Raw genomic sequence first — 21,803 nt, forward strand, 5'->3', positions numbered from 1 at the left:
CCCGCACCACCCCACCCCGACCGTTCCGGGAAACTGGTGGCGTGATCCGCCACGACGCCCTCGCCCAGTTGCCCGTACGGACCGCCCTGCCCGCCCTGGAGCAAGCGCTGGCCGGGCACGGCGCGGCGGTGCTCTGCGCGCCCCCGGGCACCGGCAAGACGACCCTGGTGCCGCTGGCGCTGGCCGGTCTGACCAGTCAGAACCGTCCGGGAACCGCTGCGGACACCCCCGCCGCGTGCTCGTCGCCGAGCCGCGCCGGATTGCGGCCCGTGCCGCCGCCCGGCGGATGGCCTGGCTGCTGGGTGAGCAGGTGGGCGACCGGGTCGGCTTCACCGTGCGCGGCGAGCGCCGGGCCGGGCCCCGCACGGTCGTCGAGGTCGTGACCACCGGTGTGCTGCTGCAACGGTTGCAGCGGGACCCCGAGCTGTCGGGCGTCGACGCCGTGATGCTCGACGAGTGTCACGAGCGGCATCTGGACGCCGACACCGCCGCCGCCTTCCTCCTGGACGTACGGGCGACGCTGCGCCCGGAGCTACGGCTGATCGCGGCCTCGGCGACGACGGACGCGGCGGGCTGGGCCCGTCTGCTGGGCAGTGGTGCCGACACTGTGAGCGACGCAGAGGCCGCCGCCCCGGTGATCGAGGCCGCAGGAGTGTCCCATCCCGTGGAGGTCGTCTGGGCGCCGCCGGAGCGGCCGGTGCGGCCCGCGCACGGTATGCGGGTCGATCCGGCGCTGCTCGGGCACGTCGCGGCGACGGTGCGGCGGGCGCTGCGCGAGCAGTCGGGGGACGTGCTGTGTTTCCTGCCGGGGGTCGGCGAGATCGCGCGGGTGGCGGGGCAGTTGGGCGAGGTCGCGGACGCCGGTACCGAGGTGTTGCAGGTGCATGGGCGGGCGTCGGCCGCCGTCCAGGACGCGGTGCTGGCCGGGGGTGCGGACCGGCGCCGGGTGGTGTTGGCGACCTCGGTGGCCGAGTCGAGCCTGACGGTGCCGGGTGTGCGGGTGGTCGTGGACTGCGGGCTGGCGCGGGAACCCCGTACCGATCATGCGCGGGGGCTGAGCGCGCTGACGACCGTACGGGCCTCCCAGGCGTCGGCGCGGCAGCGTGCGGGACGGGCCGGGCGGGAGGCGCCGGGAACGGTCTACCGCTGCTGGTCCGAGGGCGAGGACGGGCGGCTGCCGCGCTTCCCGGCGCCGGAGATCAAGGTCGCGGACCTCACCGCGTTCGCGCTGCAAGCCGCCTGCTGGGGTGATCCGGACGCGGCGGGCCTGGCCCTGCTCGACGCGCCGCCCGCCGGTGCGCTGGCCGCCGCGCGCGAGGTGCTGACGGCGATCGGCGCGGTGGGCGCGGACGGCCGGGTCACGGACCGGGGCGTACGGATGTCCCGGCTCGGCCTGCACCCGCGCCTGGCGCGCGCGCTGCTGGACGGCGCACGCCAGATCGGTGAGCGCCGTGCCGCCGAGGTGGTCGCGCTGCTGAGCGAGGAGCCGCCGCGCGAGTACGGGGACGATCTGGCGGCCGCGTGGCGTACGGCCCGGCGGGGACAGGACGCGTACGGTGCCCGCTGGCGCCAAGAGGCCCGCCGGCTGGCCTCGGCGGTGACGGCCGGCTCGCGGAAGCGGCCCGAAGAGCGCACGGTCGCGGCGTCGGAGGCCGGCTCGAACCGTTCCGCCAACAGTGCCGGCGCAAGGGGCAGTGCGGGTACAAAACTCAGTGCGGGGGCTGATACGGGTGCCGGTGCCGGCGAAGGCGACGACGCGGCCGCCGGGCTGGTGGCCGCCCTCGCGTTCCCCGAGCGGGTGGCGCGGGCCCGGGGCGCGGGCGCGTTCCTGATGGCGTCGGGGACCGGAGCCGAGCTGACGGACGGTTCACGGCTGCGCAGCGCGCCGTGGCTGGCCGTGGCGGTCGCCGACCGGCCCGTGGCGGCGGCGTCCGCGCGGGTCCGGCTGGCGGCCGTGATCGACGAGGACACCGCGCGCGCGGCGGCCGGAGCGCTGTACGCGTCGGGCGAGGAGGTCCGCTGGGCCGACGGGGACGTGGTGGCCCGTTCCGTCGAACGGCTCGGCGCCGTCGAACTGGTGGCCCGCCCCCTGCGCTCCCCCGCCCCCGCCCTCGTCCGGGAGGCCCTGGAGGACGGGCTGCGCGGGGACGGGCTGCGCGGAGACGGCCTCGGCCTGCTGCGCTGGACCGACGGCGCCCGGTCCCTGCGGCAGCGGATGGCCTTCCTGCACCGGGTACTGGACGGCGACTGGCCCGACGTCTCGGACGAGGCGCTCCTGACGCAGCTCGACGCCTGGCTCGGAGTGGAGCTGGGCCGGGCCCGGCGGCGCGCCGACCTGGAGCGGATCGACGCCGGCCAGGCGCTGGCGCGGCTGCTGCCGTGGGCGAGCGGGGCGGCGGTCCGGTTCGACGAGCTGGCGCCGGAGCGCATCGAGGTGCCGAGCGGGTCGCGGGTCCGGGTGGACTACGGCGGTGAGCAGCCCGTTCTGGCGGTCAAGCTCCAGGAACTGTTCGGCTGGCAGGAGTCCCCCGGGTGGCGGGCGGCCGCGTCCCCGTCCTCGTACACCTGCTGTCCCCCGCCGGACGTCCGGCGGCCGTCACGGCCGATCTGGCGTCCTTCTGGAAGGACGGTTACCGGTCCGTACGGGCCGAGTTGCGCGGCCGGTACCCGAAGCACCCCTGGCCCGAGGACCCGTCGGGCGCCCAGCCGACCCGGTACACGACGGCGCGCCTCAAGCGGAGCTGACCCGCTCGGTTCAGCAGAGCCGGCGGGCTCGGTATCAAGCGGAGCTGACGGGCTCGGCACGCTCCGGCTCCGGGCGCCCCCGGTCCGGACGGCGGCCGCGTGCCTCCAGTACGAGGCTCAGGGTGAGGAGTGCGGCGCCGAGGCCGAGGAAGCCCCAGGGCAGGTAGCTGGTGAGGAGCAGGACGAGCCGGCGCTGCGAGGTCACCAGGGCGACGGTGGCCGCCACGTAGTCCGGCCGCATCTTGACGTGTCCGGAGAAGGCGGTGACCTTGCCGCCGCCGGGGACGAGGCTGCCGCCACGCAGCTCCTCGCGGTGGAGTTCTTCCCCGTTGACGGGCGCTCCGGTGACCGGATCCACCCAGAACATCCGCTTGGTGCTGTACCAGCGGCTGGTGCCGGCCTTCTCGACGGCCTGCGGGGTGATGCCCTGGACCGGCATCTTCTTCGGGAGCGGGACCTTGGTCCAGGGGATGGTCTGCTCGAAGTAGTACACGTCCAGGCCACGGAAGGTGCGGGTGCCCCGGTAGTGGATGGGGGCGGAGGTACGGGTCTGCGCGTCGAAATAGTCGTAGTCGCGCGGCTCCGCGAGGAAGGGCCACTTGAACTCGATGCCGGTGCGCCGTACGGGATCGCCGTCGACCATTTCGCCGGTGGCGTGCACGGGTTCCTGGGTGTGGGCGTCGAAGATGTAGCGCTCGGGGATCTGGGAGACCATCGTGCCGTCGGGGCCCACGACGTGGGAGAGCGCGTCCCAGACCACGACGTCGCGGCCGGCGGTCCGCTCGATGCGTTCGGACTCCTCGACGTTGCCCTTGAGGGTCTGGACGATGGAGACCTTGGGGACCTGGCGGGCCCGCATCGTGCCGTAGTCGAGGAGGGTGGCGGGTTTCGCCTCCAGGACCATGTCCTGGTACTGGTTGGGCGGGATCTTGGCGAGCCCGGGGAAGGCGTACCAGCGCAGCAGCGGGGACAGCGTGGCGAAGAAGACGGCGAAGGCGAGCAGGACCAGGCTGGCTTTGCGTCGCATGGCGGTGGCGCCCTCCCTCTCAGGGGTGTGCGGGGACCGTGGTGCGCAGCGGTTCGGGTGAGGTCGCGCCGCTGGGCACGCCGGCCGCGGTGACGGCGAGGACGAGGGCGAAGGCCGCGGCCAGTCCGATCGCGACGGCTGTCAGTGCGCGCATGGTCGGCCTCCCTTGAGCTGTCAGGGCGTCGGAGCGTCAACGGATCAAGTCGTCAGGGCGTCAGGGCGTCAGGGCTGGGGCACCGTAGCAACGGGCGGCGCAGATGAGAACACGTTGCACCACAGCCGCCTTCCGGGACCGCGACTGCCACCGCCGTCCGGCTCGGTGGGAGCGGGACGGCGGTGGCAGTGGCTTCGGCGTACGCGCGGTCGTTACGGCGTGACGGTCAGCTTCACGGTCAGGACCGCGCCGTCGGCGGTGGTCAGGCGCAGCAGGAAGGTGCCGGCCTGCCCGTCGGTGCGGATCTCCGGCAGGGTGAGCAGGCCGTCGGCACCGGTCTTGAGGGTGAGGCTGCGGACCGGCTTGTCCTCGGCCTTGTCGTTGCCGTTGGCCTTGGCCTTGTCCGCGTCCGGGCCGGACCCCTTGCCCGCACCGGCAGCGCTACCGGCACCCGCACCCGCACCGCTACCGGCGAAGTACGGCCCCTCGTCGTTCTCCACGGGCTGCTTCGGGTCGTCGGTGACCATGGTCGCGGTCACCGCGACACCCGCCGCGATCTTGCCCTGATAGGTGGCCTTGACCTCGACGGCGCCCTCGGCGAAGGAGGTGCCGGCCTTGGCCGTCAGCTCCTTGCCGGAGGTGCGGGCCAGCGCGTCGGCCTTGGGCTCGGGCGCGGGCTTGGCCTTGACGGTGGCGCGGATGTCGGCCGGCGGCACCTGGCGGCCCACCGCGGTCGCCCGGACGGTGAAGCTGCCCGCCCGGTCGCCCGCGCTGAGCTTCGGCGCGGTGGCGATGCCGTCGGCGCCGGTCAGGACGGTGGCGTGGTCGGTCTTGCCCGCGAAACGGGCGCCGGTCTCGCCGACGACACGGAAGTCGACCGGTACGCCCGCGACCGGCTTGCCGTCGGCGTTCTTCGCCCGTACGCGTACCGGCTCGGCGAAGTCCTCGCCCGCGGTGGCCGTGAGGTCCTTGGCGCCGAGCCGCTCCAGTGCGGTGACCGGCGCGGGCTTGGTCGGCGGCTTGGTGGGCGGGGTGGTCGGCGGCTTGCTGGGGTCGGGCTTGGAGGGGCCGGGGCCCGTGGGCGGGGTCGTCGGCTTGCCACCGCCCGGCTTGCCGCCCGGTGTGCCGCCGCCCGGCTTGCTGCCGCCGGGGCCGGGCTCGGTGGTCTTGCCGCCGGTGTCCTTGCCGCCGTCGCCGTGTACGGTGCCGGGCCGGGAGCCGGGGAAGGTCGTACGGCCAGGAGTGGGCCCGGCGCCCGCGGCGACGGCCCGGCCGCTGCCCGTGCCACCGCGGTGCACCGGCAGCAGGCCCTTGCCGTCGGGGACCTCGTGGGTGCCCTTGCGGTAGAAGGCGACCCAGGACAGGACCGTGTTCAGGTACTCCCTCGACGGGTTGTAGCCGAGGATCGCCTTGTCCAGATCGCCCTGTGCGGACAGATCCCGGTTGTTGGCGCAGAGGTAGCGGCCGGCGCCGAGGGCGGCGTCGTAGATGTTGTTGGGGTCCTTCTTGCCGTCGCCGTTGCCGTCGGCGCCCCAGCCGGTGCCGTCGGGGCCGCCCTGGGACCAGGTCGAGGGGATGAACTGCATCGGGCCGACCGCGCGGTCGTGCGTGGTGTCGCCGTCGAAGACGCCGTGGTCGGTGTCGGTGACCTTCGCGAAGCCGTTGCCGTTGAGCTGCGGGCCGGTGATGCGCTGCACGGTGGTGCCCTCGGCGTCCACGGCTCCGCCGCGGGCGTGGCCGGATTCCACCTTGCCGATGGCGGCGAGCAGTTGCCAGGGCAGCCGGCAGCCGGGGTCGGACTGGGCGACGCGGGCCTCGGCCTTCTTGTACGCGTCCAGGACGGTGGCGGGAATGCCGGCCTCGGCCGGTCCGGTGACGGCCGGGCCGCCGGTGCCGGGCGAACCGCCGGGCTTGACCGGGCTGTTCAGGGGCGGCAGGTCGGTGTAGTAGGGCGAGCCGCCGTCGATGGGGGTGTCACCCGCCGCCGCGGGGTCCTCCGTACTGTTCCCGGCCCTGGCCTCGGCCGCTCCCGGCGCCTGGGACGCGGTCAGGGCGGCCAGCGCGAGCGCCGCCACCGCCGTCGAGGCCGCTCCCTTGCGGAGCCTCCGCCCGAATGTGGCTGCCATCTGTTGCCCGTCCCCTCCGCGTTGCTCCACCGCGCGCACGGCGCCGTGCAGCGCTCCCCGGCGCTCCCAACTCACGTGACACTACGACAACTTCCGGCGGGCATCTACTGCTCTCAACGCCAGACATACTGATCTTAAACGATCAGGGAGAGAGTCATGCCGTTCACACTCAGCCATGCCGCCGCGGTACTCCCGGCCCTGCGGCGGACCGGGACGGCCCGCGGGCCGCTGATCGCCTCGGCTCTCGTCGCCGGATCGTTCGCGCCGGACCTGACCTACTACGCCGACACCGTGCTGCCCGGCGCCATGCTCTTCGGCGACGTCACGCACGGGTTGCCGGGCATGCTCACGGTGGACGTGCTGGTCACCGCCCTGCTCGTGGGCGGCTGGCTGCTGCTGCGCGAACCGCTGGTGGCGCTGCTGCCGGAGTCCTGGCGCGGCAGGGTGTACGCGGTGGTGCGCGGCCGCCCCTGGCCGGCGGGCCGCGGGCCGCTCACGGCGTTCGCCGTGTGGTTCTACGTCTCGGCGGTGCTGGGCGCGCTGACCCACATCGTCTGGGACGCGTTCACACATCCGGGCCGCTGGGGCACCCGGCTGGTGCCCGTCCTCAACGAGGTCGTCGGGGGCTTCCCGCTCTGTACGTACGTCCAGTACGGCACGTCGGCGCTGGCCCTGGCCCTGATCGGCTGGTTCCTGTGGACCGCAGTGCGGCAGGCGCCGGAGCCCCCGCTCCGGCCGGGCTGCCGGTACTGGCCGGACGGCGGCGGCTGCTCGGCGTGGCGCTGCTCGCGCTGTGCCTGGTCGGCGGGGCCGTGCACCGTACGCTGCGGGCCCGCGCCGAGTTCGGTGCCCTGGCCGTGACCTGGTTCGACTATGTGCCGACCGTGCTCTTCGGCGCGGGAGCGGGGCTCGCCCTCGGGCTGCCGCTGTACGCGGTGGCGGTACGGCTGCTGCATCGCCGCACGCGCCGGGCCGAGGGCACAGGCGCGTACGACCACTCCGGCGCGCGACCGTAGACGGCCATCCGCGCGGCTGGAAGGCGAGGGCGCCGCGCAAGCGGCCGGGAGGCAGAGGCATCACCCGAGCGGCCAGGAGGCGGAGGCGCCACCCGAGCGGCAGAGGCGCCGCACCCCGTCCGTACGCGCGGCGCCTCCCCTTCGTCACACGGCTCAGTGCACCGCTCGTCACACGGCTCAGTGCGCCGCCGACTCCCAGTCCCCGCCGGAGCCGACCGACACGTCCAGCGGAGCGCGCAGCTCCACGGCGCCCGCCATCTCGCGCCGCACCAGCTCCTCGACCTGCTTGCGCTCGCCGGGCGCCACCTCCACCACGATTTCGTCGTGCACCTGGAGCAGCATCCGGGAGGTGAGACCGGCCGCCCGCAGGGCCTCGTCGACCCGCAGCATCGCCACCTTGACGATGTCGGCGGCGGTGCCCTGGATGGGGGCGTTCAGCGCCATCCGCTCGGCCATCTCGCGGCGCTGGCGGTTGTCGCTGTTCAGGTCGGGGAGGTAGCGGCGGCGGCCCATGATCGTCTCGGTGTAGCCGGTGGCGCGGGCCTTGTCGACGACGTCCTGGAGGTAGTCGCGCACCCCGCCGAACCGCTCGAAGAAGTTGTCCATCAGGCGGCGGGCCTCGTCGGGCTGGATGCCGAGCTGCTGGGACAGGCCGAACGCCGACAGGCCGTACGCCAGGCCGTAGGACATCGCCTTGATCTTGCGGCGCATCTCCGGGTCGACCTCGGTCTTGGCGACCGAGAAGACCTGGGAGGCGACGGTGGTGTGCAGGTCCTCGCCGGAGGTGAACGCCTCGAGCAGGCCCGCGTCCTCGGAGAGGTGGGCCATCACGCGCAGCTCGATCTGGCTGTAGTCGGCGGTCAGCAGGGATTCGTACCCTCGCCGACGACGAAGCCGCGGCGGATGGCGCGGCCCTCGTCGGTGCGGACCGGGATGTTCTGCAGGTTCGGTTCGGTGGAGGAGAGGCGGCCGGTGGCGGCGACGGTCTGGTTGAAGGTGGTGTGGATGCGGCCGTCCGCCGCGATCGTCTTGATCAGGCCCTCGACCGTGGTGCGCAGCTTGGACTGCTCCCGGTGGCGCAGCATGATCACCGGGAGTTCGTTCTCGGTCTGCGCGGCGAGCCAGGCCAGGGCGTCGGCGTCGGTGGTGTAACCGGTCTTGGTCTTCTTGGTCCTGGGCAGGCCCAGCTCGCCGAAGAGGACTTCCTGGAGCTGCTTGGGCGAGCCGAGGTTGAACTCGTGGCCCGCCGCGGCGTGCGCCTCCTGCACGGCCTGCTGGACGGCGGCGGCGAACTGTTGCTCGATGCGCTCCAGCCAGCCGCGGTCGGCGGCGATGCCGGCCCGCTCCATCCGGGCCAGCAGCACGCTGGTGGGCAGCTCCAGGTCGCGCAGCAGACCGGCCGCGCCGACCTCGTCGAGCTTGGTGGTCATGGCGGCGCCGAGGTCGAGGACCGTGCGGGCCTGGTTCATCAGGGCGTCCGCCTGGGCGCGGTCGTCGGCGCCGAAGGCGAGCTGGCCGTCGCTCTCGGCGGCCGGGGCCAGGTCGCGGCCCAGGTACTCGACGGACAGGGCGTCCAGCGCGAAGGAGCGGCGGCCGGGCTTGACCAGGTAGGCGGCGAGGGCGGTGTCCATGGTGACGCCGTCGATGGTCCAGCCGTGCTCGCCGAAGACCCGCATGAGGCCCTTGACGTTGTGCATGACCTTGTGGCTCGCGGGGTCGGCGCTCCAGGCGGCGAAGGCCCGCTCGTCGGCCTCGTCCAGCTCGGTGGGGTCGAACCAGACGGCCGGGCCCTCGGCGGTGGCCAGGGCGACCTCGGCGACGCTGCCGCTGCCGACCGTCCAGGTGTCGACCGTGGAGACGCCCAGCAGCTTGCCGCCGTGCTCGGCCAGCCAGGGGCCAGCTCGCCGGCGCCGGCGACCGTGCCGTCGATCTCCACCTCGGCGGGCGCGGGCCCGGCGTCCTCGGCCTCCGCCGCGCCCGGGTCGGCGGCGAGCAGCCGCTCCCGCAGCCCCTGGTTGCGGATCTCCAGGCCCTCCAGGAAGACGGTCAGCGCCGAGCGGTCGTACGCCGCGCGCGCCAGCTCGGCGGGGCCGCAGGGCAACTCCACGTCGCGCACCATCTCGGTCAGGACGCGGTTGAGCTTGACCGCCTCCAGGTGGTCGCGGAAATTCTGCCCGGCCTTGCCCTTGACCTCCTCGGCGCGCTCCACCAGCTCCGCGAACGAACCGAACTGGTTGATCCACTTCGCGGCGGTCTTCTCGCCGACGCCGGGGATGCCGGGCAGGTTGTCGGACGGGTCGCCGCGCAGCGCCGCGAAGTCCGGGTACTGGGCGGGGCTCAGGCCGTACTTCTCCTGGACCTTCTCGGGGGTGAAGCGGGTCAGCTCGGAGACGCCCTTGGTGGGGTACAGCACCGTGACGTCGTCGGTGACCAGCTGGAAGGAGTCGCGGTCGCCGGTGACGATGGAGACCTCGAAGCCCTGGGCGGTGGCCTGGGTGGCGAGGGTGGCGATGACGTCGTCGGCCTCGAAGCCCTCCACGGCGAAACGCTTGACGTGCATCGCGTCCAGCATCTCGCCGATCAGCTCGACCTGGCCCTTGAACTCGTCGGGCGTCTTGGTGCGGTTCGCCTTGTAGTCGGGGAACTCCTCGGAGCGCCAGGTCTTGCGGGAGACGTCGAAGGCCACCGCGAAGTGCGTGGGCGCCTCGTCACGCAGGGTGTTCGCGAGCATCGACGCGAAGCCGTAGATCGCATTGGTCGGTTGCCCGGTGGCGGTGGTGAAATTCTCCACGGGCAGGGCGAAGAACGCCCGGTACGCCATGGAATGCCCGTCCATCAGGAGCAGCCGGGGACGGCCGCCCCCCACCGCTTCGGTGCCGGTCGCTTCGCTCTTCTTCGCTGCCTTTGCTGCCACACCCCGATCCTGCCACGCCCCACTGACAATCCCCGCCGCGACGACCGCGGCGGCGCCGCCGTCAGCCGTCCGTGACAGGATTCTGTATACGGCACCTATCGTCGCCCCGCGGTGTCGGCGGCGCCGTACCCCAACAGCACACCACTCGGCTCAAGGGAGAGCGCCATGGCAGGCAAGCCGCCCGCTTCGGACCCGATCCAGGACTCGCCCGAGGTCACGCCGCCCGAGCACTACGCCGTCGGCCTGCCGGCCATCGGCCATGCGCTGCGCATGTCCCAGCAGCAGATGGGCGTGCGCCGCACGGCCCTGACGCTGCTCCGGGTCAACCAGAAGGACGGCTTCGACTGCCCCGGCTGCGCCTGGCCCGAGCCCGAGCACCGGCACGCGGCCGAGTTCTGCGAGAACGGCGCCAAGGCCGTGGCCGAGGAGGCCACGCTGCGCCGCGTCACCCCCGACTTCTTCGCCGCCCACCCGGTCTCCGACCTCGCGGACCGCAGCGGCTACTGGCTCGGGCAGCAGGGCCGCCTGACCCAGCCCATGTATCTGGCCGAGGGCGCCGACCGGTACGTACCGGTGTCCTGGGAGCGGGCCTTCGACATCGTCGGCGAGGAGCTGACCGCGCTCGACTCCCCCGACGAGGCGGTCTTCTACACCTCCGGCCGTACGAGCAACGAGGCCGCCTTCCTCTACCAGCTCTTCGCCCGCGAATTCGGCACGAACAACCTGCCCGACTGCTCGAACATGTGCCACGAGTCGTCCGGCTCCGCGCTGACCGGGACCATCGGCATCGGCAAGGGCAGTGTCCTGCTGGAGGACCTGTACAAGGCCGATCTGATCATCGTCGCCGGGCAGAACCCGGGCACCAACCACCCCCGGATGCTCTCCGCCCTGGAGCAGGCCAAGGCCGGCGGCGCGAAGATCATCTCGATCAACCCGCTGCCCGAGGCGGGCCTGGAGCGCTTCAAGAACCCGCAGTCCCCGCGCGGCCTCGCCGGGCGCGGCACGGCCCTGACCGACCTCTTCCTCCAGGTGCGCCTCGGCGGTGACCAGGCCCTCTTCCGTACGCTGAACCGGCTCATCCTGGAGACCGAGGGCGCCGTCGACACCGAGTTCGTCGAGGAGCACACCCACGGCTTCGAGGAATTCGCCGCGGCCGCCCGCGCAGACGACGACTGGGACGCCACGCTCGCCGCCACAGGACTGACCCGCAAGGAGATCGAGCGCGCGCTGGAGATGGTCCTGGCGTCGCGCCGCACGATCGTCTGCTGGGCCATGGGCCTGACCCAGCACAAGCACTCCGTCCCCACCATCCAGGAAGTCGTCAACTTCCTGCTGCTGCGCGGCAACATCGGCCGCCCCGGCGCGGGCGTGTGCCCGGTGCGCGGCCACAGCAACGTGCAGGGCGACCGCACGATGGGCATCTTCGAGCGCCCCGCACCCGCCTTCCTGGACGCCCTGGAGAAGGAGTTCGGCTTCGCGCCGCCCCGCGAGCACGGCTACGACGTCGTACGGGCGATCCGCGCGCTGCGCGACGGCGACGCCAAGGTCTTCTTCGCGATGGGCGGCAACTTCGTCTCCGCCACCCCCGACACGGACGTCACCGAGGCCGCCGTACGCCGCGCCCGGCTGACCGTCCACGTCTCCACCAAGCTCAACCGCTCGCACGTCGTCACCGGCGCCCGCGCCCTGATCCTGCCCACCCTGGGCCGTACCGAGCGCGACGTGCAGGCGGGCGGCGAGCAGTTCGTGACCGTCGAGGACTCCATGGGCATGGTGCACGCCTCGCGCGGCCGCCTCGCGCCGGCCAGCCCCCACCTGCTCTCCGAGCCCGCCATCGTCGCCCGTCTCGCGCGCCGCGCCCTCGGGCCGGACAGCCGCACCCCCTGGGAGGACTTCGAGAAGGACTACGGCACGGTCCGTGACCGGATCGCCCGCGTCATCCCCGGCTTCGAGGACTTCAACGCCAAGGTGGCCCGCCCCGGCGGCTTCGCCCTCCCGCACGCCCCGCGCGACAGCCGCAGCTTCCCCACGGCCACCGGCAAGGCCAACTTCACGGCCGCACCCGTGGAATACCCCCACCTGCCCGAAGGCCGGCTGCTCCTCCAGACGCTGCGCTCGCACGACCAGTACAACACCACGATCTACGGCCTCGACGACCGCTACCGCGGCATCAAGAACGGCCGCCGCGTCGTCCTGGTCAACCCCGACGACGCCCGCGCACTGAGCCTGGCCGACGGCTCGTACACGGACCTCGTCAGCGAGTGGACCGACGGTACGGAGCGGCGCGCGCCCGGCTTCCGGGTCGTCCACTACCCGACGGCGCGCGGCTGCGCGGCGGCGTACTACCCGGAGACCAACGTCCTGGTGCCGCTCGACCACACCGCCGACACCAGCAACACCCCCGCCTCGAAGTCGCTGGTGGTCCGCCTGGAGCCGGTGGCGCCGCAGACGTGACCGGACGGCGCGTACGGTACGGGCCGCCGCCCCCGGCCCGTACCGCCGCTCCTTGGCCTGATAAGAACGTGCACGACTCAACGACCGGCGTCGGACCGGCGCCGCTCCGGCGTGCCACGACCGCCGCCACCGGCACACGAACGGAGCCCCAGGACATGGGCGAGCAGCGCGCGACCACGTTTCCGCAGGAGATCATCGACCAGTGGGCCGGGCTCGGCCTGGACCTCGCCGCGCTGTTCTCCGCCGGTCACCTCGGTACGCGGATGAGCGTGCAGGTCCTGGAGGCCGCGCCGGAGCGGATCGTCGGCACCATGCCGGTCGAGGGCAACACCCAGCCGTACGGGCTGCTGCACGGCGGCGCCTCCGCGGTGCTCGCCGAGACCCTCGGCTCGGTGGGCGCGATGCTGCACGGCGGCCCCACCAAGCTGGCGGTCGGCGTCGACCTGAACTGCACCCACCACCGCGGCGCCCGCTCCGGCCTGGTCACCGGCGTCGCCACCCCGCTGCACCGCGGCCGCTCGTCCGCCACGTACGAGATCGCGATCACCGACGAGGACGGCAAGCGCGTGTGCAGCGCCCGCCTGACCTGCATGCTGCGCGACGTGGACGCGTCGGTGTACCACCGCGGCTGATCCCCTGCCGGCGGCCCCGTTCCCGAAGAGGGAGCGGGGCCGCCGCCGTACGCCCTGGGGCGCGTGATCCCCGTCGTCCGCGTCACGCCGTACGCCCCCGCGCACCGTAACGCTCCGTAGCACGCGCGGAGGGCGCCACCGCCGCCGGGCCCCCTCCGCTGCACCGACCCCCTCCCCCGCCCCGCGCGCCCCATCCGATATGCGGACGTCCGGACCATGATCAGCCCCAAATCCCCTGCGGGAAGTGCCAGTTCACGCTCCGCTCGGTGTCCGCGCCGAATGTAAGGAGCATGAGGGCAAAACGCTCATCGACGGTCATAACAAGAGCGTCACATCCCGGTCAGCGCCGCTGTCAGGTCGCCGGGCACCGCTCTAGAGTCACCGCCAGTCACCGCGCCGCCGGGCGCGCGTTGCGAGCACGGACCCTGTACCACCCGTACAGCCCGGCGCGCGAAACGGTCGTGCGACGCGCCCGACCGCGCCAGGGAAAGGACTGATCGTGCGTCACCGTTCCTTGCTCATACTCACCACCGCGGTCACCGCAGGCGCCCTCACGCTCTCCGCATGCGGTTCCCGCGGCGACGACAAGAAGGGCGGCGAGGGGTCCAAGACGCCCGTGACCATCGGACTCGACGCCCCGATCACCGGCGAACTCTCCGCCCTCGGCCTCGGCATCCGCAACTCCGCCCAGCTCGCCGTCGACAACGCCAACAAGGCCGGCGAGGTCAAGGGCGTCGAGTTCAAGCTCGAACCGCTCGACGACAAGGCGCAGGCCAACGTCGGCCAGCAGAACGCCACCAAGCTGGCCGGCGACAAGGACGTCCTGGGCATCGTCGGCCCGCTGAACTCCAGCGTCGCCCAGTCCATGCAGCAGGTCGCCCAGCAGAACGGCGTGGCGCTGATCTCCCCCGCCAACACCACCCCGGACCTCACCCAGGGCAAGGACTGGAAGCAGAACAAGCGCGTGCGGCAGTTCTCCACCTACTTCCGCACGGCCACCACCGACGAGGTGCAGGGCGCCTTCGACGGCCAGTTCGCCTGGGAGAAGGCCAAGTTCAAGAACGCCTACGTGATCGACGACCAGAAGACCTACGGCGCCGGCCTCGCCGCCTCCTTCCGCACCCAGTTCACCAAGCTGGGCGGCAAGATCGTCGGCTCCGAGCACGTCAACCCGGAGGACCGCGACTTCAAGGCCGTCGTCGCCAAGGTCAAGGCGGCCAAGCCGGACGTCGTCTTCTACGGCGGTGAGTACCCCGCGTCCGGACCGCTGAGCCAGCAGCTCAAGGACGGCGGCGTCACCGTGCCCCTGATGGGCGGCGACGGCATGTACAGCGCCGACTACATCAAGCTCAACAAGAAGGCGCAGGGCGACTACGCCTCTTCCGTCGGCAAGCCCGTCGAAGAGCTAGCCTCCGCGAAGAAGTTCATCGAGGACTACCAGGCCGCCGGCTACAAGGACCGCTACGAGGCGTACGGCGGCTCCACCTACGACGCCACCTGGGCCCTGATCCAGGCCGTCAAGAAGGTCGTCGGGGACAACGGCGGCAAGCTGCCCGCCGACGCGCGCAAGAAGGTCGTCGACGCCATGAACCAGGTCTCCTTCGACGGCGTCACCGGCCACATCTCCTTCGACAAGTACGGCGACACCACCAACACCATGATCACCGCCTACCAGGTCGACCAGGGCAAGTGGGTCGCCCGCTTCAGCGCCGAGTTCAAGAAGTTCGACAAGGCCGGCAAGAGCTGACCCGGCCGGGCCGGCCCGTACCGCCAGGGCCGGCCGCCCCGTACCGCCGAGGCCGGCGGGCCCGGACCGTCCGCGGTCCCGGGTCCGCCGGACCCAGCCGCTCCACCCCACCGGCCAGTGCCCCCGGGCCGCGCCAGGACGCCACGAACGCCCTAGGGCGCAGCCCTCAGGCACACGGGCTTGCCGCCACCGCCCGTACCGTCTTCCCACCCCACGGAGGCCCTGCGGTGAACGAACTGCCGCAACAGCTGGCCAACGGACTCATCCTCGGCGCGATGTACGGACTCATCGCGATCGGCTACACGATGGTCTACGGCATCGTCCAGCTCATCAACTTCGCGCACGGCGAGATCTTCATGGTCGGCGGCTTCGGCGCGCTCACCGTCTACCTCGTCATGCCGTCCGGCACGTCCCTCCTCCTCGCGCTGCCCCTGATGCTCCTCGGGGCCGTCCTCGTCTCCGGTCTCGTCGGCGTGGCAGCGGAACGTTTCGCCTACCGGCCGCTGCGCGGCGCGCCCCGCCTCGCGCCCCTGATCACCGCCATCGGGCTGTCCATCGCCCTCCAGCAGGCCGTCTGGATGTGGTACCCCGAGGGCAACAAGGCCCGGGTCTTCCCGCAGTTCAAAGGGGACTCCTTCGAGATCCTGGGCGCCACCGTCCAGCGCGGCGACATCTTCGTGATCGTCGCCGCCCCGGTCTGCATGATCGCCCTCGGCTTCTTCGTGGCCCGCACCCGCAGCGGCCGCGCCATGCAGGCCACCGCCCAGGACCCGGACACCGCCAAGCTCATGGGTATCAACACCGACCGGATCATCGTGCTGGCCTTCGCCATCGGCGCGGTCTTCGCGGGCATCGCCGCCGTCGCCTACGGGCTGCGCACCGGCGAGGTGCAGTTCCGGATGGGCTTCATCCTCGGCCTGAAGGCCTTCACCGCGGCCGTCCTCGGCGGCATCGGCAACATCTACGGCGCCATGCTCGGCGGCCTCGTCCTCGGCGTCGCCGAAGCGCTCGCCACCGGCTACGTCGAGGAGATACCCGGCATGCAGCAGTTCGGCGGCGGCGCCTGGAAGGACGTCTGGGCCTTCGTCCTCCTCATCCTCGTCCTGCTGCTCAGGCCACAGGGCCTGCTCGGCGAACGCGTCGCGGATCGGGCGTGATAGCGATGACCACCACCACACCCGCCAACGGCGGCAACGGCCCCGGGAAGACGGCCGGGACCGCGACGCGGCGCCCCCGGGCGTCTTCCGTCTCCCCGAACGCGGCGCCCTCCTCGGCACCGCGGCCGCCGCCCTCGCCACCGCCGCCTCCACCGCCCTGCCCTGGACCTGGAGCAGCGACTTCCCCGGCGACCTCACCTACTACGGCTCCCCGGCCGGCCTGCAACTGATCACCTTCGCCGGCGGCGTCCTCACCCTCCTGTTCGCCCTCTCCGGCCTCGGCGTCCGCGGCTTCGGCCGGCTCACCCCGGCCGGCCGCACCTCCCCCGTCCTGTTCGCGTCCCTCGCCACTCTGGCCGCCACCTGGTTCACGCTCGGCGCCATCGCCGTCCAGCTCGGCGGCCTGGTCAACCTCGAAGCCGGCGGCTACATCGCGGGCGCCGCCGCGCTCGCCACGTTCCTCGGCGCCCTCGGCCTGCCCGCCGACCGCCCCGCCCCGGCGGACCGGGAGGCCGCCCCGGCCCCCGGCGCCCGGCAGCGCTTCACGGGCGCCCTGGCCGCCGTACCGCCGCGCGAACCCGCCCGGCCCCTGCCCTCCTGGGGCGAGATCCTGGTCATCGCCGCGGCCTTCGGCGCCGGGCTGTACGTCTTCACGTACGGCATCGACGCGGAGGACGGCGCACCCTTCGTCGGCTATCTGATCTTCGTCGCCCTCGCCACGCCCGCCCTGCTCCGCGCCGGACTCGTCCGCCGCCTCACGGAGATCACCGCCCGGCACCGCGGCGTCGCGCTCGCCGCGGCCTTCGCCGCCGCGGCCTGCTTCCCGTTCACCCAGGACACCGACCAGTACACGATCATCGGCGCCAACATCCTGATCTTCGCCACCGTCGCGCTCGGCCTGAACGTCGTCGTCGGCCTCGCCGGCCTGCTCGACCTCGGCTACGTGGCCTTCCTCGGCGTCGGCGCCTACGCGGCCGCCCTCGTCTCCGGCAGCCCCGAATCGGCCCTCGGACTCCACTTCCCGTTCTGGGCCGCCCTGCTGACCGGCGCCGCCGCCTCGCTCGCCTTCGGCGTGCTGATCGGCGCCCCCACCCTGCGCCTGCGCGGCGACTACCTCGCCATCGTCACCCTCGGCTTCGGCGAGATCTTCCGTATCGCCATGCTCAACCTCAACGGCACCACCGGCCCCGACGTCACCAACGGCGCCATGGGCATCCCGAACATCCCCAACCTGGAGATCTTCGGCTTCAACTTCGGCGAACCCCACCAGATCCTCGGCTTCACCATCGCCACCTACGGCAACTACTACCTCCTGATGATCCTCGTGACCGCCGTCGTCGTGCTGGTCTTCCGCCGGGCCGCCGCCTCCCGCATCGGCCGCGCCTGGATCGCCATCCGGGAGGACGAAACCGCCGCCGTCGCCATGGGCGTCAACAGCTTCCGGCTGCGCCTGCTCGCCTTCGCCCTCGGCGCCGCCCTCGCCGGATTCGCCGGCACCGTGCACGTCCACGTCGTCACCACCGCCACCCCCGAGCAGTTCCAGTTCGCCGGGCCCACCCCGCCCAACTCCGCGTTCCTGCTCGCCGCCGTCATCCTCGGCGGCATGGGCACCCTCAGCGGCCCCCTCGTCGGCGCGGCCCTGCTCTTCCTGATCCCCGCCAAACTCGACTTCCTCCAGGACTACCAGCTGTTCCTGTTCGGCCTCGCCCTCGTCCTGCTCATGCGCTTCCGCCCCGAGGGCCTGATCCCCGACCGCAGGAAACAGCTCGAATTCCACGAGACCGGCCAGCTCGACGTACCCGATACGCGCCTGCCCGACGGGGACCAGGCCCTCGGCGGCGGCACCCAGGCGAAGGCGTGACGAGACCATGACCACACCCACGGCATCCACCGGCACCGCCGACACCGTCCTCGAAGCCGCCGGCGTCACCATGCGCTTCGGCGGTCTGACCGCCGTACGCGGCGTCGACCTGACCGTCCGGACCGGCGAGATCGTCGGCCTCATCGGCCCCAACGGCGCCGGAAAGACCACCTTCTTCAACTGCCTCACCGGCCTCTACACCCCCACCGAAGGCACCGTCAGCTACCGAGGCACCCGCCTCTCCCGCAAACCCCACCTCGTCACCAAGGCCGGTGTCGCCCGCACCTTCCAGAACATCCGCCTCTTCGCCAACATGACCGTCCTGGAGAACACCCTCGTCGGCCGCCACACCCGTACCAAGGAAGGGCTCTGGTCCGCCCTCCTGCGCGGCCCCGGCTTCCGCAAGGCCGAACGCTCCTCCGAGGAACGCGCCATGCAGCTCCTGGAGTTCACCGGCCTCGCCGCCAAACGCGACCACCTCGCCCGCAACCTGTCCTACGGCGAACAGCGCAAGCTGGAGATCGCCCGCGCCCTCGCCAGCGACCCCGGCCTGCTCCTCCTCGACGAACCCACCGCCGGCATGAACCCCCAGGAGACCCGCGCCACCCGCGACCTCGTCCTCGCCATCCGCGACCAGGGCACCGCCGTCCTCGTCATCGAGCACGACATGCGCTTCATCTTCAACCTCTGCGACCGCGTCGCCGTCCTCGTCCAGGGCGAGAAACTCGTCGAAGGCAGCTCCGAGACCGTCCAGGCCGACGAACGCGTCGTCGCCGCCTACCTCGGTACGCCCTTCGAGGACGCACCCGGCGCCGAAGAGGCGGCCGAGGTACGGGCCGCGGAGGAACAGGCCCGCGCCGCCGGCCACGGCCCCGCCGTCCAGGAAGACACCCCCCGCGCCGCCGCCCCGGAGGACGCCCTCCGCGCCGAGACCCCACCCGAGGACCGCCCACCGGGCGACTCCCCACCCGGGAACCACACCCCGGAAGGAGACGCCCGATGACCACACCCCCGCTTCTCCAGGTCGAGGACCTGCGCGTCGCCTACGGCAAGATCGAAGCCGTCAAAGGCATCTCCTTCACCGTCCAGGCCGGCCAGGTCGTCACCCTCATCGGCACCAACGGCGCCGGCAAGACCACCACCCTGCGCACCCTCTCCGGCCTCCTCAAACCCCTCACCGGGAAGATCACCTTCAACGGCGCGCCACTCATCGGCGTCCCCGCCCACAAGATCGTCGAGCGCGGCCTGGCCCACTCCCCGAAGGCCGCCGCCTCTTCCCCCGCCTGACCATCGCCGAAAACCTCAAGCTCGGCGCGTTCCTGCGCAAGGACCCGGACGGCATCGAGGCCGACATCCGGCGCGTCTACGAGCTCTTCCCCATCCTCGGCGAACGCAGCCGCCAGGCCTCCGGCACCCTCTCCGGCGGCGAACAGCAGATGCTCGCCATGGGCCGCGCCCTGATGTCCCGGCCCAGACTGCTGATGCTGGACGAACCCTCCATGGGCCTGTCCCCCATCATGATGCAGAAGATCATGGACACCATCCGCGAACTGCGCGCCCAGGGCACCACCATCCTCCTGGTCGAACAGAACGCCCAGGCCGCCCTCTCCCTCGCCGACCACGGCCACGTCATGGAGACCGGCACCGTCGTCCTGTCAGGCACCGGGCAGGAGCTTCTGCACGACGAGTCCGTGCGGAAGGCCTATCTGGGAGAGGACTGAGGGAAGGCGCTTCGGGGCCCCGGTCCGCGGAGACACCGGCGGACCGGGGCCCCGCCCGGCCCGAAGGCCTACAGAGTCGCCACCAACGCGTGATACAGCGCGTAGAGCACCGCCGGCAGCGCCCCGATGAGCACCGCGACGGCCGCGAGCACCGCCGGCAGCCGACGCGTCGACTTCAACTCCCGTACGAGATAGGCGACCAGCCCGAAGAAGGCCAGCGTCACCACCACCCCGGCGGCAAGCCACATCCAGACTTCCGAGTGCATGACGCACTCTCCCTTCGACCATGCCTGATCCAGCGGGCGACCTCGGCGCACGACCGCGGAACGCGCCGGACAGGCCCGTGGTAAGGGAGCCCGCGACCGGTGCACGGCGACGCGAAGAGTCGGAACGACGGTAGCCCAAACGGCGCCCAGTGGGCCACAGTTGGGAAAGAAATACGGCGAGGCAGGGCTCCCGGGCTACCACCCCCGGGGCCCCGCCGAAAGCGCGCCGGACCAGGCATGAGTCTCAGGACGCTGTCCTGCAAGAGTGAACGCCCTGTGTAAACGAACGCTGAACCCCTTCATACAACCCCGACCAAGGCTCCAACCAGCGATAATCCACGCTCACTTAACGTCCACTGAATGCACTGCTAAGTTCCTTGGCAGCGCGTACAGCGCACCGGAGCACCGGAAGGGGCACAGAGACGTGGCAACGCTCCGCTTCGGCCTGCTGGGGCCGGTCACCTCCCACTACGGCAGCACACCCGTCGCACTGGGCCCCCCGCAGCGCCGAGCCGTCCTCACCGCCCTGCTCCTCCAGCCCGGCCAGGCCCTCACCGTCGCCGCACTCCGCGAACGCGTCTGGCCCGGCCCACCCCCGCCTCCGCGATCTCCGCCATCCACCTGCACATCCACCACCTGCGCCGCACCCTGGCGCGGTACGAAGGCCCGGGCCACGAGCACCCGGCACGCCTGACCACCCACCCGGGCCACACCCCGGAGAACGTCAGCTACGTCCTCCACGTCGCCCCCGGCCACGTGGACACCGACCGCTTCCGCCACCTCGCCGACGACGGCGCCGACCACCAGGCCCGAGGCGACCACCACGGCGCCCTCGACCGCTTCGACGCGGCACTGGCCCTGTGGCGCGGCGAACCCCTCACCGGCCTCCAGCCCTCCGCCTTCGTACGCACCACCCGGCGCACCTTCACCGAGATCCACCTGGACACCGGCAAACGCCGGGCCGACGCGCTGCTCGCCACCGGAGCGGTCTCCCGGGCCACCCTCGCCCTCCAGGACCTGCACGACCGGCACCCCGACGACGAGAGCATCGTCATCGCCCTGGCCCGCGCCCTGTGCGTGAGCGGGGCGGAGAGCCGCGCCACCCGCCTGATCGGCGAAGAACTCGAACGACGGCACCGCGCCGACGGCATCCGGCCGCCGGCCCTGGCACACGCGCACGCGGCCCTCCTGCACGGCACCGCGCCGTACGACGTCGCCCTCCCCGACCCTGCGGACCGGCGCGATGGATCTTGAAGCGCGGGTCCTCGGACCACTCCAACTCACCCTCGACGGCGTAGACGTCACCCCCGCCGCCGTCCGCCAGCAGGCGCTGCTCGCCGCCCTGCTGCTGCACCACGGCCAGACCGTCCCCCTCCCCGCCCTCACCACGGACATCTGGGGCACCGACCCGCCCGCCACTCCCAGAGAGCAGATCCAGACCCACGTCCACCGCATCCGCCGACAGTTCGACAAGACCGCCGGCCACGGCACCGGACGCCGCGTCCTCACCTGGGAGCAGGACGGCTACGCCCTGCACCTCCCCGCCGAACACATCGACCTGACCCGCTTCGTCACCGCCGTCGACGAGGCCAGGATCCACCTGACCGAAGACCGCCCCGCCGCCGCCCAGGCCCTGCTGGCCAACGCCCTCTCCGCCTGGCGGGGCCCGGCCCTCACCGGCCTCGCCACCGGCACCGGACTCACCCCCCACATACAACGCCTGGACAACCTGCGTACCGAAGCACTCGGCCTGCGCATCGCAGCCGACCTCCGCACCGGACACGCCGCCCGCACCATCCCCGAACTGCGCACCCTCGTAGCCGAACACCCCCACGACGAAACCTTCCACGCCCACCTCGCCACCGCCCTCCACAGGACCGACCGCACCACCGAAGCCCTGCGCGTCCTCGAACGCTACGACGCGACCCTGGAGGCGGCACACGACACCGGCCTGCCGCCCCGCCTCCAGGCACTCCACGCCGC

At 72.5% G+C, this 21,803-nt stretch carries 12 protein-coding genes and 5 pseudogenes; 12 read left to right on the top strand and 5 right to left on the bottom strand.

Features of this window, described 5'->3' with window-relative positions:
* Positions 1 to 41 precede the first annotated feature (41 nt).
* Positions 42 to 2,745: pseudogene (gene hrpB, locus ACEXOX_RS13865) on the top strand (ATP-dependent helicase HrpB).
* A gap of 34 nt (positions 2,746 to 2,779) precedes the next feature.
* On the opposite strand, the gene ACEXOX_RS13870 reads toward hrpB, so the two are convergent.
* From ACEXOX_RS13870 to ACEXOX_RS13880, 3 genes are all read right to left on the bottom strand, one after another.
* Positions 2,780 to 3,772: a DUF3068 domain-containing protein gene (locus ACEXOX_RS13870; RefSeq protein ID WP_406520867.1), complete on the bottom strand. Its 993-nt coding sequence runs from the start codon at positions 3,770 to 3,772 to the stop codon at positions 2,780 to 2,782.
* A 19-nt stretch (positions 3,773 to 3,791) separates the two neighbouring features.
* Positions 3,792 to 3,926 carry an SPW_0924 family protein gene (locus ACEXOX_RS13875; protein WP_406520869.1) on the bottom strand — a complete coding sequence of 45 codons (135 nt, stop codon included), beginning with the start codon at positions 3,924 to 3,926 and terminating at the stop codon, positions 3,792 to 3,794.
* A gap of 212 nt (positions 3,927 to 4,138) precedes the next feature.
* The gene (locus ACEXOX_RS13880) at positions 4,139 to 6,052 is read right to left on the bottom strand and encodes a lytic transglycosylase (protein WP_406520871.1); all 1,914 of its coding nucleotides are present in this window, start codon (positions 6,050 to 6,052) and stop codon (positions 4,139 to 4,141) included.
* A gap of 156 nt (positions 6,053 to 6,208) precedes the next feature.
* Here ACEXOX_RS13880 and ACEXOX_RS13885 point away from each other — a divergent pair.
* A pseudogene (locus ACEXOX_RS13885) lies at positions 6,209 to 7,068 on the top strand (DUF4184 family protein).
* A 177-nt stretch (positions 7,069 to 7,245) separates the two neighbouring features.
* Here the strand turns inward: ACEXOX_RS13885 and polA are convergent.
* Positions 7,246 to 9,904 (bottom strand): annotated as a pseudogene (gene polA / locus ACEXOX_RS13890) (DNA polymerase I).
* A 243-nt stretch (positions 9,905 to 10,147) separates the two neighbouring features.
* Between polA and ACEXOX_RS13895 the strand changes: the two are divergent.
* The 7 genes and pseudogenes from ACEXOX_RS13895 to ACEXOX_RS13925 all read left to right on the top strand — a co-directional run bounded on the left by ACEXOX_RS13895 (position 10,148) and on the right by ACEXOX_RS13925 (position 19,554).
* Positions 10,148 to 12,436, top strand: a complete 2,289-nt coding sequence (locus ACEXOX_RS13895) for an FdhF/YdeP family oxidoreductase (protein WP_406520873.1) — start codon at positions 10,148 to 10,150, stop codon at positions 12,434 to 12,436.
* Positions 12,437 to 12,591: 155 nt separating this feature from the next.
* Complete coding sequence (locus tag ACEXOX_RS13900) at positions 12,592 to 13,068, top strand: PaaI family thioesterase (protein WP_030020997.1); 477 nt, start codon at positions 12,592 to 12,594, stop codon at positions 13,066 to 13,068.
* A 514-nt stretch (positions 13,069 to 13,582) separates the two neighbouring features.
* A complete protein-coding gene (locus tag ACEXOX_RS13905; RefSeq protein WP_406526337.1) occupies positions 13,583 to 14,815 on the top strand; it encodes a branched-chain amino acid ABC transporter substrate-binding protein in 1,233 nt (410 codons plus the stop codon).
* Positions 14,816 to 15,042: 227 nt separating this feature from the next.
* Entirely contained in the window at positions 15,043 to 15,972 is a 930-nt protein-coding gene (locus ACEXOX_RS13910; protein ID WP_406520875.1) for a branched-chain amino acid ABC transporter permease, read from the top strand.
* Positions 15,962 to 17,833 carry a branched-chain amino acid ABC transporter permease gene (locus ACEXOX_RS13915; protein WP_406526338.1) on the top strand — a complete coding sequence of 624 codons (1,872 nt, stop codon included), beginning with the start codon at positions 15,962 to 15,964 and terminating at the stop codon, positions 17,831 to 17,833. Before ACEXOX_RS13910 ends, ACEXOX_RS13915 begins: the two co-directional genes overlap by 11 nt.
* 7 nt (positions 17,834 to 17,840) lie before the next feature.
* On the top strand, positions 17,841 to 18,836 hold the full coding sequence (locus ACEXOX_RS13920) for an ABC transporter ATP-binding protein (RefSeq protein ID WP_406520877.1): 996 nt from the start codon (positions 17,841 to 17,843) through the stop codon (positions 18,834 to 18,836).
* Positions 18,833 to 19,554, top strand: a pseudogene (locus tag ACEXOX_RS13925) (ABC transporter ATP-binding protein). The gene ACEXOX_RS13920 and the pseudogene ACEXOX_RS13925 overlap by 4 nt, the downstream one beginning before the upstream one ends.
* 68 nt (positions 19,555 to 19,622) lie before the next feature.
* Here the strand turns inward: ACEXOX_RS13925 and ACEXOX_RS13930 are convergent.
* The gene (locus ACEXOX_RS13930; RefSeq protein WP_406520879.1) at positions 19,623 to 19,820 is read right to left on the bottom strand and encodes a hypothetical protein; all 198 of its coding nucleotides are present in this window, start codon (positions 19,818 to 19,820) and stop codon (positions 19,623 to 19,625) included.
* Between the two features lie 424 nt (positions 19,821 to 20,244).
* Between ACEXOX_RS13930 and ACEXOX_RS13935 the strand changes: the two genes are divergently transcribed.
* The 3 genes and pseudogenes from ACEXOX_RS13935 to ACEXOX_RS13945 form a co-directional block, all read left to right on the top strand.
* Positions 20,245 to 20,514 (top strand): hypothetical protein, encoded by a 270-nt coding sequence (locus tag ACEXOX_RS13935; RefSeq protein ID WP_406520881.1) that lies wholly within the window; start codon positions 20,245 to 20,247, stop codon positions 20,512 to 20,514.
* Positions 20,515 to 20,576: 62 nt separating this feature from the next.
* Positions 20,577 to 21,074 (top strand): BTAD domain-containing putative transcriptional regulator, encoded by a 498-nt coding sequence (locus tag ACEXOX_RS13940; protein ID WP_406520883.1) that lies wholly within the window; start codon positions 20,577 to 20,579, stop codon positions 21,072 to 21,074.
* Positions 21,064 to 21,747, top strand: a pseudogene (locus ACEXOX_RS13945) (BTAD domain-containing putative transcriptional regulator); the annotation flags it as partial. The gene ACEXOX_RS13940 and the pseudogene ACEXOX_RS13945, both read left to right, overlap by 11 nt.
* Positions 21,748 to 21,803: the final 56 nt, after the last annotated feature.

Origin of the sequence: Streptomyces sp. Ac-502, assembly GCF_045222935.1 — a bacterium.
Taxonomy (GTDB): Bacteria; Actinomycetota; Actinomycetes; order Streptomycetales; family Streptomycetaceae; genus Streptomyces; species Streptomyces monomycini.